Source organism: Pseudoalteromonas sp. B131b (assembly GCF_037162545.1).
Classification (GTDB): Bacteria; Pseudomonadota; Gammaproteobacteria; order Enterobacterales; family Alteromonadaceae; genus Pseudoalteromonas; species Pseudoalteromonas fuliginea.
Map to the genome: position 1 here is coordinate 3,860,862 of NZ_JARLUZ010000001.1, position 14,095 is coordinate 3,874,956.

Annotated in this window: 12 protein-coding genes and 5 pseudogenes; 5 read left to right on the plus strand and 12 right to left on the minus strand. The window is 40.6% G+C overall.

Annotated elements, in window-relative coordinates; genetic code table 11:
- The first annotated feature begins 6 nt into the window (after positions 1-6).
- Positions 7-2,591, plus strand: a pseudogene (gene mutS, locus P4S65_RS17625) (DNA mismatch repair protein MutS).
- A gap of 93 nt (positions 2,592-2,684) precedes the next feature.
- Here mutS and rpoS read toward each other — a convergent pair.
- From rpoS to P4S65_RS17680, 11 genes and pseudogenes are all read right to left on the minus strand, one after another.
- A complete protein-coding gene (gene rpoS, locus P4S65_RS17630; protein WP_007376075.1) occupies positions 2,685-3,659 on the minus strand; it encodes an RNA polymerase sigma factor RpoS in 975 nt (324 codons plus the stop codon).
- 35 nt (positions 3,660-3,694) lie between these two features.
- Positions 3,695-4,519 (minus strand): peptidoglycan DD-metalloendopeptidase family protein, encoded by an 825-nt coding sequence (locus tag P4S65_RS17635; RefSeq protein ID WP_337120688.1) that lies wholly within the window; start codon positions 4,517-4,519, stop codon positions 3,695-3,697.
- A 40-nt stretch (positions 4,520-4,559) separates the two neighbouring features.
- A pseudogene (locus P4S65_RS17640) lies at positions 4,560-5,136 on the minus strand (YqaA family protein).
- 9 nt (positions 5,137-5,145) lie between these two features.
- The gene (locus tag P4S65_RS17645; protein ID WP_033028946.1) at positions 5,146-5,784 is read right to left on the minus strand and encodes a protein-L-isoaspartate(D-aspartate) O-methyltransferase; all 639 of its coding nucleotides are present in this window, start codon (positions 5,782-5,784) and stop codon (positions 5,146-5,148) included.
- Positions 5,774-6,538, minus strand: coding sequence for a 5'/3'-nucleotidase SurE (surE, locus tag P4S65_RS17650; protein ID WP_007376071.1), 765 nt, complete (start codon positions 6,536-6,538; stop codon positions 5,774-5,776). Before surE ends, P4S65_RS17645 begins: the two co-directional genes overlap by 11 nt.
- The gene (gene truD, locus P4S65_RS17655) at positions 6,519-7,571 is read right to left on the minus strand and encodes a tRNA pseudouridine(13) synthase TruD (RefSeq protein WP_007376070.1); all 1,053 of its coding nucleotides are present in this window, start codon (positions 7,569-7,571) and stop codon (positions 6,519-6,521) included. Before truD ends, surE begins: the two co-directional genes overlap by 20 nt.
- Positions 7,568-8,065 carry a 2-C-methyl-D-erythritol 2,4-cyclodiphosphate synthase gene (gene ispF / locus P4S65_RS17660; protein ID WP_007376069.1) on the minus strand — a complete coding sequence of 166 codons (498 nt, stop codon included), beginning with the start codon at positions 8,063-8,065 and terminating at the stop codon, positions 7,568-7,570. Before ispF ends, truD begins: the two co-directional genes overlap by 4 nt.
- Positions 8,062-8,761 (minus strand): annotated as a pseudogene (gene ispD, locus P4S65_RS17665) (2-C-methyl-D-erythritol 4-phosphate cytidylyltransferase). The gene ispF and the pseudogene ispD overlap by 4 nt, the downstream one beginning before the upstream one ends.
- Positions 8,751-9,038, minus strand: a complete 288-nt coding sequence (gene ftsB / locus P4S65_RS17670) for a cell division protein FtsB (RefSeq protein WP_007376067.1) — start codon at positions 9,036-9,038, stop codon at positions 8,751-8,753. The pseudogene ispD and the gene ftsB overlap by 11 nt, the downstream one beginning before the upstream one ends.
- A gap of 40 nt (positions 9,039-9,078) precedes the next feature.
- On the minus strand, positions 9,079-9,711 hold the full coding sequence (locus P4S65_RS17675) for a hypothetical protein (protein ID WP_008135292.1): 633 nt from the start codon (positions 9,709-9,711) through the stop codon (positions 9,079-9,081).
- 75 nt (positions 9,712-9,786) lie between these two features.
- Positions 9,787-10,265: pseudogene (locus tag P4S65_RS17680) on the minus strand (DUF2947 domain-containing protein).
- A gap of 60 nt (positions 10,266-10,325) precedes the next feature.
- Here P4S65_RS17680 and P4S65_RS17685 point away from each other — a divergent pair.
- The 4 genes and pseudogenes from P4S65_RS17685 to P4S65_RS17700 all read left to right on the plus strand — a co-directional run bounded on the left by P4S65_RS17685 (position 10,326) and on the right by P4S65_RS17700 (position 13,078).
- Positions 10,326-10,565 carry a DUF1653 domain-containing protein gene (locus tag P4S65_RS17685; protein ID WP_008135296.1) on the plus strand — a complete coding sequence of 80 codons (240 nt, stop codon included), beginning with the start codon at positions 10,326-10,328 and terminating at the stop codon, positions 10,563-10,565.
- A gap of 52 nt (positions 10,566-10,617) precedes the next feature.
- Positions 10,618-11,465: pseudogene (locus tag P4S65_RS17690) on the plus strand (AAA family ATPase).
- A 1-nt stretch (position 11,466) separates the two neighbouring features.
- Positions 11,467-12,654 (plus strand): vWA domain-containing protein, encoded by a 1,188-nt coding sequence (locus P4S65_RS17695; protein WP_337120689.1) that lies wholly within the window; start codon positions 11,467-11,469, stop codon positions 12,652-12,654.
- 1 nt (position 12,655) lies between these two features.
- Entirely contained in the window at positions 12,656-13,078 is a 423-nt protein-coding gene (locus P4S65_RS17700) for a hypothetical protein (RefSeq protein WP_337120690.1), read from the plus strand.
- Between the two features lie 224 nt (positions 13,079-13,302).
- Here P4S65_RS17700 and P4S65_RS17705 read toward each other — a convergent pair whose 3' ends face one another.
- The gene (locus P4S65_RS17705; RefSeq protein WP_182196698.1) at positions 13,303-14,040 is read right to left on the minus strand and encodes an HNH endonuclease signature motif containing protein; all 738 of its coding nucleotides are present in this window, start codon (positions 14,038-14,040) and stop codon (positions 13,303-13,305) included.
- Between the last annotated feature and the right edge of the window lie 55 nt (positions 14,041-14,095).

Genomic DNA, 14,095 nt, shown 5'->3' on the forward strand with positions numbered 1-14,095 from the left:
AAATACATGTCGTTTGATCTTTATGCACCACACACTATAAAACAACAAACCCCTATGATGCAGCAGTATCTAAAAATAAAATCAGAGCATCGCGATATTTTATTGTTTTATCGTATGGGCGATTTTTACGAACTCTTTTTTGATGACGCTAAACGCGCCGCTCAATTACTCGATATTTCGCAAACACATCGCGGTAAAGCCGGTGGCGATCCTATCCCTATGGCGGGCGTACCTTATCATGCAGTAGAAAACTACTTAGCACGCCTAGTCCAAATGGGCGAATCAGTCGCTATTTGCGAACAAGTTGGCGACCCTGCAACCAGTAAAGGTCCCGTTGATCGTAAAGTTGTACGTATAGTTACACCCGGTACAATTTCTGACGAAGCGCTTTTACAAGAACGACAAGACAACCTCCTTACCAGTGTTTGGCAAAGTAAAAAGGCTTATACGGTATTGCCTACCTTGATATTAATTCAGGTCGTTTCAACATAGTTGAAGTAAACACCGACGAAGCCTTTAGCTCAACTATTCAGCGCCTATCACCAGCAGAACTTCTGTATAGCGAAAGCTTTGAAAACTTTCATTTAATTGAGCATATAAAAGGCGCTCGTCGTCGCCCAGAGTGGGAATTCGACTTAGATACGGCCCAACACTTATTATGCGATCAGTTTGGTACTAAAGATTTAGTCGGCTTTGGTGTTGATAAAGCCCACAGCGCACTTGTTGCTGCAGGTTGCCTAATGCAATACGTAAAAGATACACAACGTATTGCATTGCCGCATATCCGTGCAATTACGCTTGAGCACAACGAGCACGCAGTTATTTTAGATGCCGCAACACGTAAAAATTTAGAACTTACCGTTAATCTATCGGGCGGGTTTGAAAATACACTTGCCCAGGTACTTGATAAAACAGCAACGCCAATGGGTTCTCGTTTACTTAAGCGCCGTATCCATTCACCTATACGCAATAAAGACGAGCTAAATTCTCGCTTAAATGCAATTAGCGCTATTTTAGATGTACAACTGTGCGGTGAATTACACGAATCATTAAAAGAGATTGGTGATGTAGAGCGTGTTATTGCCCGCCTAGCTTTATGTACTGCTCGCCCACGCGATTTAACGCGTCTGCGCAGTGCACTACAAGCACTTGCACCACTGCATACTTTGTTAGGTGATGCTAATGATCCTCGTATAACAGATATTATCAAGCACTCGCCTGAACTCCCTGATTTAAAAGCATTGTTAGAACGTGCAGTGATAGAAAACCCACCGGTTCTTATTCGCGATGGTGGCGTTATTGCCCCGGGTTACAACAGTGAACTTGATGAATGGCGTAACTTAAGCAAAGGTGCAACCGATGTTCTTGATCAACTAGAACTGCGAGAACGAGAACGTACGGGTATTAGTACGCTTAAAATTGGTTACAACCGCGTACATGGCTTTTTTATTGAAGTAAGCCGCGCCAACGCGCACTTAGTACCAGCCGACTACATTCGTCGTCAAACGCTTAAAAATAACGAGCGCTACATTATTCCAGAGCTTAAAGAGCACGAAGATAAAGTGCTTGGTAGCCAATCAAAAGCCTTAGCGCTTGAAAAGCAGCTATACGAGGAGTTGTTTAGATTTATTGCTCCACATATTGAACAGTTACAAATGATGGCAGCAGCACTGGCTGATTTAGACGTATTAAATAATCTGGCCGAACGTGCATTTGCACTCAATTATGCAAAACCAGAACTGTGCGATAACGACAATATAAGCATTAAGCAAGGTCGTCACCCTGTTGTTGAACAAGTAATGAAAGAACCATTTATTGCTAATCCTGTTGAATTAAATTCTCAGCGTAAAATGTTAATTATTACCGGTCCAAACATGGGCGGTAAATCAACCTATATGCGCCAAACAGCACTCATTGTACTAATGGCTCACATTGGCAGTTATGTACCCGCTGACAGCGCTAAAATTGGTAATATCGACCGTATATTTACACGTATTGGTGCAAGCGATGATTTAGCATCAGGGCGCTCAACCTTTATGGTAGAAATGACCGAAACAGCAACCATTTTAAATAACGCTACGGCGCAATCTTTGGTATTAATGGATGAAATTGGGCGCGGTACAAGTACCTATGACGGGCTCTCGCTTGCGTACGCAACAGCGAATCATTTAGCGTCAAAAATATCTGCTAAAACATTGTTTGCTACGCATTACTTTGAATTGACAGAGCTTGCAGAGCAAACAGCTGGCCTGGTAAATGTGCACCTTGATGCAATAGAGCACAACGATACAATCGCCTTTATGCACACAGTACTTGATGGCGCAGCAAGTAAAAGCTTTGGCTTGCAAGTAGCAGCTCTTGCGGGTGTGCCAAAAGCTGTGATTGCACAAGCAAAGCAAAAACTTAAGCTACTCGAAAATCATCAAAGCGTTACTGCACCAAATACAGAGCAACAAGCCTTTACTTTTAATAACGAAATTGCACAAAGTACACCTTCAGAAGTTGAAGAGCAGTTAAGCGCAATCGACCCTGATAACTTATCGCCACGCCAAGCACACGATTTGTTATATAAACTAAAAGCATTGTTGTAATTTATGTCATCTAATTTACAAGCATAAAAAAGCCGAAGAATAAATTCTTCGGCTTTTTAACACACATAATAGTCTCTTAAACTATTTAACTAGCTACGAAAACTGATTAAATAAGCTGTCTGTACTTAAACCTTCTTGTTGCAAAATGTCTTTTAAACGACGTAATGCTTCTACCTGAATTTGTCTTACACGTTCACGTGTTAAGCCTATTTCTCGGCCTACATCTTCAAGTGTAGATGGCTCATAGCCAAGTAATCCAAATCGACGTGCTAACACTTCGCGTTGTTTAGGATTTAACTCACCTAACCAATCTACAATGTGTTTATTTATATCATTCGTTTGTACTTGGCCTTCAGGGCCTGCACTTTTTTCATCAGGAATAATATCTAATAATACACTGTCATTTTCGCCGCCGATTGGCATATCAACAGAGGCTATTTTTTCGTTAAGACGTAGCATTTTTGTTACGTCTTCAACGGGTCTATCTAAGCTCTCTGCAATTTCTTCAGCAGTGGGTTCATGATCTAACTTTTGAGTTAATTCACGAGCGGTACGTAAATAAACATTAAGCTCTTTAACCACATGAATAGGCAAACGTATCGTACGTGTTTGATTCATAATGGCACGTTCAATTGTTTGGCGTATCCACCATGTCGCGTAAGTTGAGAATCTAAAGCCACGTTCAGGATCAAATTTTTCAACAGCGCGGATTAAACCTAAATTACCCTCTTCAATTAAATCAAGTAAGGCAAGTCCACGGTTATTATATCGGCGAGCTATTTTAACAACCAAGCGTAAATTGCTTTCAATCATGCGTTTACGAGAGGCGTCACAACCTTTAAGTGATTTTCGTGCAAAAAAGACTTCTTCTTCTGCACTCAGTAATGGAGAGAAACCTATTTCACCAAGATAAAGCTGAGTGGCGTCAAGGTTTTTTGTTACTTCTTCTTTGGCAAATATATCTTCGTCATCTACTTTTTCAAGTAACGATGTGTTTTCTTCAACGGTGGTATCATCGAACTTGTCATCATTCGTGATGTTTTTGTCAAATTTTGCTGCGTTAGCCATAAGCCTTCTCCCGAGCAATTATCAATACCTTAAAATTAGGGTAGGTATTTAGCAGGATTGACAGCTTGCCCTCGGTAGCGAATTTCAAAGCGAAGTGCGGTGACCGAAGATTCTGAATTACCAATTTCTGCTATTTTTTGTCCAGCCTTAATTTTCTGCTTTTCTTTAACAAGTAATTTCGAGTTATGTGCATAAGCACTTAGGTAATCATCATTATGTTTCAATATGATTAAACTACCATAACCTCGAAGTGCGTTACCCGCGTACACCACCGTTCCTTGTGCCGCGGCTAATACTGAAGCCCCTTTTTTATTAGTAATCTGTAAGCCTTTGTATCCGTTTTCCTTATTAGAAAAGCGTTTAGTAATTTTACCTTTTGCTGGCCAAAACCACTTCACCTTACTACTCGACAAATACTTTTTATTACTAACTTTGTTACTGGCTTGTTTTTGAACATACTCTCGTTGTTTTGGCTGATCAAGCTCTTTCTTTAATTTTTTGTTATTTTTTTGTATGCTTTTTCTAGACTTTTTACTCGAATTCGTATGTTTTTTCGACTTTTTATTTTCTGACTGCAATGGTATTAAAGAGATATCTTGCCCAGGATATATTACATAAGGTGATGAAATAGAATTGTTTTTTGCTAATTTACGAAAATCTTGACCTGCACTAAAAGCAATTGAATATAAAGTATCTCCTTTTTGAACTTTATACTTATTACCACTAATGTTAATTTTATGATCTAAATAGTTAACATTATTATTTAGGCTGCTGACTGGTGCTGGAACATGACGAGACGAGCAGCCAAAAAGCAAAATACTAATAAATAAAGCAACATAACGCATAAATTGTTTATTCATTGTATTTAGCTCCTTATGTAAAAAAGTTATTTTATAAAGCTTAACGCAACAAAAAGTACGCTACTGCAATTAATACTACTAATCCCCAACCAAGTGTTTCAATATATTGACGTAATTTTTGCTCCATCTTAGCTCCGCCCCACTTCATTAAAGCTGAAACTAAAAAGAATCGCGCACCGCGCCCGATGGCAGATGCAATTAAAAAAGGCAAAAAGGCCATTTGTAAAACACCCGCGCCAATCGTAAATACTTTATAAGGTATAGGTGAAAAACCAGCTAAAAAAACAACCCAAACACCGTAATCTTTAAACCAGTTTAATGCGACATCAAACTTTTCTTGCCAGTGCATTTGTGCAATTAATGGCTCAACAACGGGTTCAAATAACCAAAAGCCGAGTAAATACCCAATTATTCCGCCAACAACCGATGCGATTGTGGCAAAACTTGCAAAGCGCCATGCTTTTTTAGGTTGAGCAAGCGACATAGGCGCAAGCATAACATCAGGTGGGATTGGAAAAAACAGACTCAGCAAAGCTCATTGCAGCCAAATAACGCTCGGCATGGCGATGCTTGGCCCATACAAGGGCCATATCATATAACTTAGTAAACAACTTCAAAATGAATTCCTATTCAATATCGCCAGGTACCAGTGGTACAAACCTAACTGGTGCAATAACATGTTCTGTGTAATCGTCGCCGTTGCGAATAACCATTATTAATTTTTGATCACTTTCACCAATAGGGGCTAATAACACGCCACCATCAGCCAATTGAGCAAGTAAATCTTTTGGCACTTTAGAGGCCGCAGCCGTCACTATAATACCGTCAAACGGCGCTTGTGACTGCCAACCTTGCCAGCCATCACCATGCTTCATCGACACATTATATAAATCGAGTTGATGTAACCGGCGTTTAGCTTGCCATTGCAAGGCTTTGATACGCTCAACTGAATAAATTTTAGTGAACGTTTTAGCTAAAATTGCAGTTTGGTAACCAGACCCAGTACCAATTTCCAGTACTTTATTGCGAACACCCGCAAGGCGAAGTAGCTCAGTCATACGGGCAACAATATAAGGCTGCGATATAGTTTGCCCCTGCCCGATGGGTAACGCTGTATTCTCATACGCTTTATGTTGCAACACGTCATCAATAAAAACATGGCGCGGAATATTCGCAATAGCACTAAGCACTTGGGTATCTTCTACGCCTTCGCGCTGTAGTAAATCAGATAACGCTTTGGCGCTGCGCGTATAATTAGCGAGCACGGTTTATCTCCAAATCGGCAAGCCAGTCTCCTACCGCTTCTAAGCTATCTTTAGCGGTCATATCAACACTTAATGGCGTAACTGAGGCATAGCCATTATTGATTGCGTAAAAGTCGGTGCCTTCACCTGCATCACTTTCGGTGCCAAGCGATCCATACCAATAAATATCACGACCCCAGGGATCCGTTTGTTTGGTCATGGTTTCGGCTTTATGACGAGCGCCTAAACGTGTTACTTGCACCCCTTTTAATTCACTTAGTGGAATATCTGGCACATTAATATTTATTATTTGATCTTTTGGAAGCGGATGCGAAGCCAAGCCCTTAATAATATTTACGGTAACAGCAGCGGCTGTTTCAAAATGCTCGCCTTTATGTGAGCAAAGCGATACCGCAATTGCAGGTAAGCCCAAATGACGTCCTTCAGTCGCGGCAGCCACTGTGCCAGAATACAGCGTGTCGTCACCTAAGTTGGCACCATGATTAATACCAGCAACAACTAGATCTGGTTTTTCATCAACCAGCTGATTTACACCTAAATGTACACAATCTGTAGGCGTGCCATTAACCGACATAAAACCATTTTCGAGTGTCGTCGCTCGTAGCGGGTTCATTAATGTTAAAGAATTACTCGCGCCACTGCAGTTACGATCGGGCGCAACAAGAGTTACCTCTGCAATTTGTATAAGCGCCTGATATAAAACCGCAATGCCTTTGGCATTTACGCCATCATCGTTACTTAACAGTATCTTCATTTATGCCATTATCCTTTTCTTTGCGCTCTCGTGGGCTTGCATCTGTATAATCCACCAGCTCGCGTAATAATGCGGTTGCAAAACACCCTTTAGGCAAACCAAAACTCAGCTTTAAACTCGTTTCATCTATGGTCTCAACCGTTAAGTTTTGCGGAATTAAACGCAGCATTCTGCGCTCATTTTTAAGGCCGAGTTCACCCAAGCCATCGCACCATGCTTGGTAAGGTGCAAGCCATACTTTTTCTTGCTCGGTTAAGCCTTTTTCACTTTTACCCACCATAGGTGCCGACATCATAATATCGCCAGTGGCTAATCGCTCAATGTTTTCATCGTTAATCGCATCTTCAAAAAATGCATTACTGCCGCTGAGCATAAATACTTCACGGTGCATTGTTTTAGCTAAACCATGCTCTTTTACACGCAGGCTCACTAACTGATTAAATACATGCGATCGTGCTGCTGAAATAATAATACCGCGCAACTTTTTATCGCGAATACGCTCACCGGCAAACATTTTTTCAGCCATAACTAAGTTATGACCACCATGACCAAAGCGCTGCTCGCCAAAGTAATTAGGCACGCCTGCGCGTACTGCGTTAATACGGCATAGAATATCAAGAGGCTTGGTTACATTACGAAGCGTAATAGTAAATTTATTACCTTTGTGGCAGCCCGTACGTAACTTACGGTCGTGGCGCTGTTGCGACACAATAAAAATACTCTCGCTATTCAAGTCGCTAAAATCGATAGGCTTTTTAATCGGTACTTTTACACTAAACCACTGCGAGCACACACCGTGGCGATCTTTCATGCCTGCGTAACTTACGTCTCGCGGTGAAACACCCGCACGCTGCGCAATTAGCTTTGCAACGTATTGCGTGTTTTCGCCTTTTTTAACCACCTGCAAACACACGTGTTCGCCACTGCCGGTAAATTCTATACCTAAGTCTTCATCAACCATAAAGTCTTCAGCAGTGGTTTTAAAATCAGCTTTAGAAAGCGGTGCACCGTATAAATAATTTAAATCGCTCATGCGTTTTTTGTACTCGCAAGCTCTTTACTCATAATAACCACCGCATGGCTCGAAATACCTTCTTTGCGCCCTTCAAAGCCTAGCTTTTCGGTGGTAGTGGCTTTAACGTTAATTTGGCAAAGGTCACAATTTAAATCACTGGCTAAATTAGCACGCATAGCTTGAATATGTGGCAGCATTTTTGGCGCTTGCGCAACAATAGTCACATCGCCATTGCCAAGTACGTAACCTTGCTCTTTAGCTAAGCCCACCACATGGCGAAGTAAAATACGACTGTCGATATTTTCATACTCACTAGCTGTATCGGGAAAGTGCTTACCAATATCACCCATAGCAAGGGAGCCTAAAATAGCATCACATAATGCATGAATAGCAACATCGCCATCGGAGTGCGCTAAAAAGCCCTGTGGGTAATCAATTTTTTCACCACAAATAGTTAACGGGCCTTCGCCGCCAAATTTATGTACGTCAAAACCATGGCCAATTCGTATCATGATGCACTCTCGTTTTGTTGTTTATGTAATAAAAACCCAGCCAAATCTAAATCCTCTGGTGTGGTTATTTTAATATTGTCGCTGCGCCCTGCCACAAGCTTTACCGGTTTGCCCGCCCATTCAATAGCACTGGCTTCATCGGTAATAGTTGCCCCACTTGCTAATGCGTTTTGAAGTGCATTTTTAAGCTCGTCATATTTAAAAAATTGTGGGGTAAGTGCTTGCCATAAATCGTCTCGTGGCACAGTTTGTAGGGCATGTGTGTGGCCACGTTTTATGGTGTCTTTTACTTTGCTAGCTAAAATACCACCTTCGTCAGCACACATGCATTCATCAATTAAGCGTTCTATATCACTAATATTAACTAACGGGCGTGCAGCATCATGTACCAGCACCCATGCTGGAGGATTGGGCGCTAAAAAGTAAGCTATTGAGCACTGAATCGGCACGTTCATTTCCGCCACTGGCGCGAACAATGCGCTTATCAGCGAATGAAAGTTCGTCAAAATAGGGGTCGCTGTCGCTAAGAGCAACAACAATAGTGCTTAATTTAGGTAATTGAGAAAGTTTAGCTAAGGTGTGTTCTAAAATGGTTTTACCCGCTAATTGTATGTATTGCTTAGGCGCATTGTGCTGCATTCTACTGCCAACACCTGCAGCAGGTACAATTGCTGCAATAGTCTGTTTATTTGTCATATTGTTTGCCCGGTAAAACACGAATAAATGTTTCGTCCGGTTTAATCATTCCCAATTCGTTGCGTGCACGCTCTTCAATACCTTCTTGGCCAAGCTTTAAATCTTCTATATCAGCTGTAAGCACTTTATTTCGTTTAATAAGCTTTTCGTTAGTGTGTTGGTGTGATGCGACAGCACCTTTTAATCGCGTGTAGTCTTGTACGCCATTATGACCAAACCATAATCTATATTGCACAAACAGTGCTAAGCACAATAAGCAAGCTTGAAAAAATCGCATTTAACACTCCTTATTTTAAATCCCGAATACCTTAACTTTATTAAGCTAAAGGGCGCTTTAAATTGCGCCAATTAATACTACCCGCTAAAAGCATTTCGCGTAGTGATAAGAGCCGTGGTGAGCAGCGCTTTGAAAACTGCCATTGATGCCCACAACAAGCTGCGGTAAAACTTACCTTACTTGGCTTTATTAACTGAGCGTTTTGCTGCTCAAGCCCATTTCCTAAAAAATCAAACCAACCTAGCTCGTTACAATGCAGCTTATTTTCATCTAACTGATCGATACTGTCTATTCTCAGGCGCACCTGATCGTAGCCATGCAATATAACAGGCACTATTAACCCCACTTTGGCATGTGTTTGATAAAAAAGTTCATTAGCTTGAACATTCACATCGGGTGGTGTCGGTTTTTGTTTTTCAAGCCAAGACCCATTTTGCGAGTCCAACGTAAAAGGTGTGTCACCATTGGCAACTAACGTTGCCGCTCGCTCAATATAATAGGGTAGGCTTTTTAACTGCCGACGTAACTTATCAGCATTAGGCTCTGCGACTAAACGCAAAACCTCACGCTGATAAAATGCATTGCACAATTGTGCATATAACACTTTTTGCGCATCAGTTTGCCAAATTTCAACTTGTTGCAGAGCACCAAGTGACTGATTTTTAGCGACCAAAAGCTGTACTCAAAAATATCCAGGTAAATGTTTTATAACACAGTACTGAATGCTTTTTAAGCATTACATACTAATTTAAGCGCTTGGCTTTTCACCTAATTTAGCTTTACCTGATTCTAAAAATTGCACAACCGTATTACGCTTTTTACCAATTAATAAACTGCCATCAGCTAAAAACATAAAGTTTTGCCAATTGCGTTTAAATACATCAAACGTCGTTTCGATAATATTATCGCGTGCCATACAAAAATAAACCGTGGTGTTAGCTTCCCAATCTAAAAACGTTAAGATTGCTTCTGGTGGTAGCGCATCACCATTTTCCCACGCATCTTGCCAATCTACTTCTTGGCTAAAGCTTTTTCTTGACCACACCAATCGGTGTCTTCAAAAAAATCAGGGTGATCAAACTCACGGCTCACCATGGTTGTCCAAAGTACGGCTGCGCGCTCGTCGCTCATAGGCTTTATTTTTGCTGCGTCTTCATCAGATACAGGTAAATCTTTGTGGCGAAAAACCCACGCCTTTTTGTAATCATCTAAAGAAATATAGTTCATAGTATTGGCAAATTAGTTAACATTAAAAGTGCAAAGCCAAATTATACAAGAGATCAAAACATGACTACAGCAATAAAACCACTTTCCCTAAAACCAGGCATCTACCAACACTACAAAGGCCCGCAATATAAAGTTATTCATGTTGCCACCCATAGCGAAACCGAGGAACAACTTGTGATTTACCAAGCACTTTATGGTGAATTTGGTATATGGGCGCGCCCATTAAGCATGTTTTTAGAAACTGTTGAAAAAGACAGTAAAACTATACCGCGTTTTGCTTATATTGGACCTGCTGCTTAACTATGGCATTATAACAAAATAACTTACTGCTCAGACCAGACAAGGGTACACCGTGCAATTTAATTCAACTGACAATTACATAGCGAGTAGCGCGCTTAAACAAGCTGTAAATGCTGCCATTATGCTCGAAAAACCACTTTTGATTAAAGGCGAACCTGGCACAGGTAAAACCATGCTGGCTGAGGAGTTGGCTAAAAGCTTAGATACTACGCTTATTCAGTGGCATATAAAATCGACCACTAAAGCGCAGCAAGGTTTATACGAGTACGACGCAGTTTCGCGCCTGCGCGACAGCCAATTAGGTGACGAGCGCGTACACAACATTAGTAACTACATCGTTAAAGGTAAGCTTTGGCAGGCATTTACATATGCAGAGCTCAACGGTAAACGCCCAGTGCTTTTGATTGATGAAATAGACAAAGCCGACATAGAGTTCCCAAACGACTTACTACTTGAGCTTGATAAAATGGAGTTTCATGTTTACGAAACTAACGAGCGCATTGTCGCAAAAGAGCGCCCTATTGTGATCATCACATCAAATAACGAAAAAGAATTACCAGACGCATTTTTACGCCGCTGCTTTTTTCATTACATTGATTTTCCAAGCAGTGACGAAATGCAGCAGATTATTGACGTGCACTACCCTAACGTTAAACAGGATTTAGTACGCCAAGCACTTGAAGTGTTTTTTAATCTGCGCGAAGCTAACGGCCTTAAAAGAAGCCTTCCACCAGCGAATTACTCGACTGGCTTAAACTACTTATGGCAGAAGACATAGACGCTAAAACACTGCACGACAAAGCACAAAAAGGCGGTTTAATGCCCATGTTTGGCGCATTACTTAAAAATGAGCAAGACATAAGCCTAATCGAAAAATTAGCCTTTATGAGCCGCCGTTAAGATGTTGATTGCGTTTTTCTTCAAACTGCGTGAATACCGCCTACCTGTAAGCCTGCGCGAACTGCTCGATTTAATTAACGCCTTAAAAAAAGGCGTTATATTTGCCGACGTAGACGCCTTTTACCATTTAGCACGCACCATAATGGTAAAAGATGAAACGCATTTTGATCGATTCGACAAAGCCTTTAGCGACTACTTTAGTGGTATTGCCGACCTTGATTTGCTCGAGAGCTTAAAGCAACAGCACAACTTACCTGAAGACTGGCTACGCAAAGAGTTTGAAAAAAACCTAAGCGATGAAGAAAAAGCCCAACTAAAAGCCATGGGCGGGCTCGACGAGCTTATGAAAACCCTAAAAGAGCGTTTACAAGAGCAACAAAAACGCCACGCAGGCGGCAATAAATGGGTGGGCACTGGCGGCACATCACCTTTTGGTGCATACGGCTATAACCCCGAAGGCGTGCGTATAGGGCAAGACGGCAACCGTAACCGCCAAGCGGTAAAAGTGTGGGATAAACGAGAATACAAAAACCTCGACACCGACAGAGAAATTAGTTCGCGCACAGTTAAACTCGCCCTTAAAAAGTTACGAAAGTTTGCCCGCACTGGCGCAAGCGACACGCTTGATTTAAACGAGACTATTCGCGCTACTGCAAAGCAAGGCGGCATGCTTGATGTAAAAATGGCACCCGAACGCCACAATGCAGTAAAAGTATTGATGCTGTTTGATATTGGCGGCTCAATGGATGACTATATCCACACCTGCGAAGAATTATTTAGCGCCGCTCACAGCGAATTTAAACACCTAGAGTTTTACTACTTTCATAACTGTTTATACGAGCACGTTTGGCAAGACAACGCACGCCGCCATTCAAACGTAATAGACACCATGACGCTGATTAATAAATTTACCAGCGACTATAAAGTCATATTTGTTGGCGATGCCACTATGGGCCCTTACGAAATAGCTTATGCGGGCGGCTCGGTAGAACACTACAATGAAGAGCCCGGCAGTGCATGGTTGCAACGTATAACAAACCACTTTGATAAAGTCGCCTGGCTCAACCCACAACCCGTTGAACACTGGCCGTACTATCAATCAATTGGCTTTATAAAAGAGTTAATGAACAACCGCATGTATGCGCTGAGCTTAGATGGAATAAGTAGAGCGATAAAAGAGCTGAGTTAAAGTGAATAATAGAAATATATTAAAATTAATTTTGTTTGCATCACTTATTATAAATTTGGTTTTTATAACTATCTTTATAAGTGATTCTAAAAAGGATAAAAGCATTTATTTATTAGCAAGCAATGTTGAAGCTAAATGCTTGAATGATTGGAAATCACAAGACTCTAGGGTGCCTTTTATTACCTCTCATCAAGTTTTAGGACCAGATCCTTTTACTGAGTATAACCTTTTAGAGCTGGGAGGTTATGATCAGTCAACATCTTTCACATACGAATTCTCAGCATGTTTTAAAGATAAATTTTCTACAGTAAGAACAATTGCAGAGATGAAATATGCTATTGATTTCATGGGTAAGCAATCAAAAAATGTTGGATTTTATAAATTACCAAATTCTGATGAAATTATTGTTTACTCAAATGAGTAACAATTAGGCTAGATTGGCTGAACTCACAACTCGTCGAGCATTGGCTGCACTATCAATCAATTGGCTTTATAAAAAAGCTAATGAACAATCGCATGTATGCGCTGAGCTTGGATAGGATAAGTAGAGCGATAAAAGGGCTGAGTTAAAGTTTGACTCAGCTATATTTGTATTAGAGTAGTTTGAATCATCAATTTAAAAAGTAATAGTAGCTTTAGTTATTTACATCAAAAAGAAATACCAACATTACAATTATCTGCAACACATCCAGATAACTCTGAAGAACCTCCATCAGGAAAAGTTACTTTTAAATAATCACCATTAGCTTCAAAATAGAAGCCTGCAAAAACCATATCCAGACGCGAAACCAAAATATCACACTGCTCAGTGATAGTTAGTACAAGATGTATTTTTCGATGCCTTTCTCTAATAGTTATACAAGGGCCTTTAACTTCTACATCCCAGAGAGAAGAATTAGCTTTCCACTCATTATCTTTAATTTCTAGTGAGACTTCTCCATTAGAGTCTGTAAATAGACCAGATAGCAAAAATGGTTGACCTAAGTACTCTGGTTTTTTTAATTGAAATAATGGGTAATTTGCAACTTGAATAGGGATTTTACAGTTGCTTAACTTTACACCACCAAAAATTAAAGAAGGATTACGCTCTGGGAAATCAAAAAACTCATTAGAGTAACCTTGTTGTAAACACTTTGGCATCCGCATTGCTAATTTTACACGTGACTTTGACCACATTTTTGTAGTTACCTTTGAATGGCATTGTGGACATAGGAGGGTCATATTAGCCGGGTCATGTTTTTTTGCATCTTTAAACTCAGGATCTACATGTTCATATTGAATTATTCCTAATCCACAAATAACACACCCGAACCCACATTGCTGACGAATCTCTCGCTTTATTTCTGCTGGAATTACTCTACTCAAACCAAACTTATTAACTTCCATATTATTCTGATCCAGTTAAATTATTATATTAAAGACATTTTATTTTTTCTGTAGA

Excerpts from the sequence above, each read along its gene's own strand:
- rpoS (WP_007376075.1), bottom strand. The coding sequence starts at position 3,659 with ATGGCTAACGCAGCAAAATTTGACAAAAACATCACGAATGATGACAAG.
- P4S65_RS17635 (WP_337120688.1), bottom strand. The coding sequence starts at position 4,519 with ATGAATAAACAATTTATGCGTTATGTTGCTTTATTTATTAGTATTTTG.
- surE (WP_007376071.1), bottom strand. The coding sequence starts at position 6,538 with ATGAAGATACTGTTAAGTAACGATGATGGCGTAAATGCCAAAGGCATT.
- truD (WP_007376070.1), bottom strand. The coding sequence starts at position 7,571 with ATGAGCGATTTAAATTATTTATACGGTGCACCGCTTTCTAAAGCTGAT.
- ispF (WP_007376069.1), bottom strand. The coding sequence starts at position 8,065 with ATGATACGAATTGGCCATGGTTTTGACGTACATAAATTTGGCGGCGAA.
- ftsB (WP_007376067.1), bottom strand. The coding sequence starts at position 9,038 with ATGCGATTTTTTCAAGCTTGCTTATTGTGCTTAGCACTGTTTGTGCAA.
- P4S65_RS17685 (WP_008135296.1), top strand. The coding sequence starts at position 10,326 with ATGACTACAGCAATAAAACCACTTTCCCTAAAACCAGGCATCTACCAA.
- P4S65_RS17695 (WP_337120689.1), top strand. The coding sequence starts at position 11,467 with ATGTTGATTGCGTTTTTCTTCAAACTGCGTGAATACCGCCTACCTGTA.
- P4S65_RS17705 (WP_182196698.1), bottom strand. The coding sequence starts at position 14,040 with ATGGAAGTTAATAAGTTTGGTTTGAGTAGAGTAATTCCAGCAGAAATA.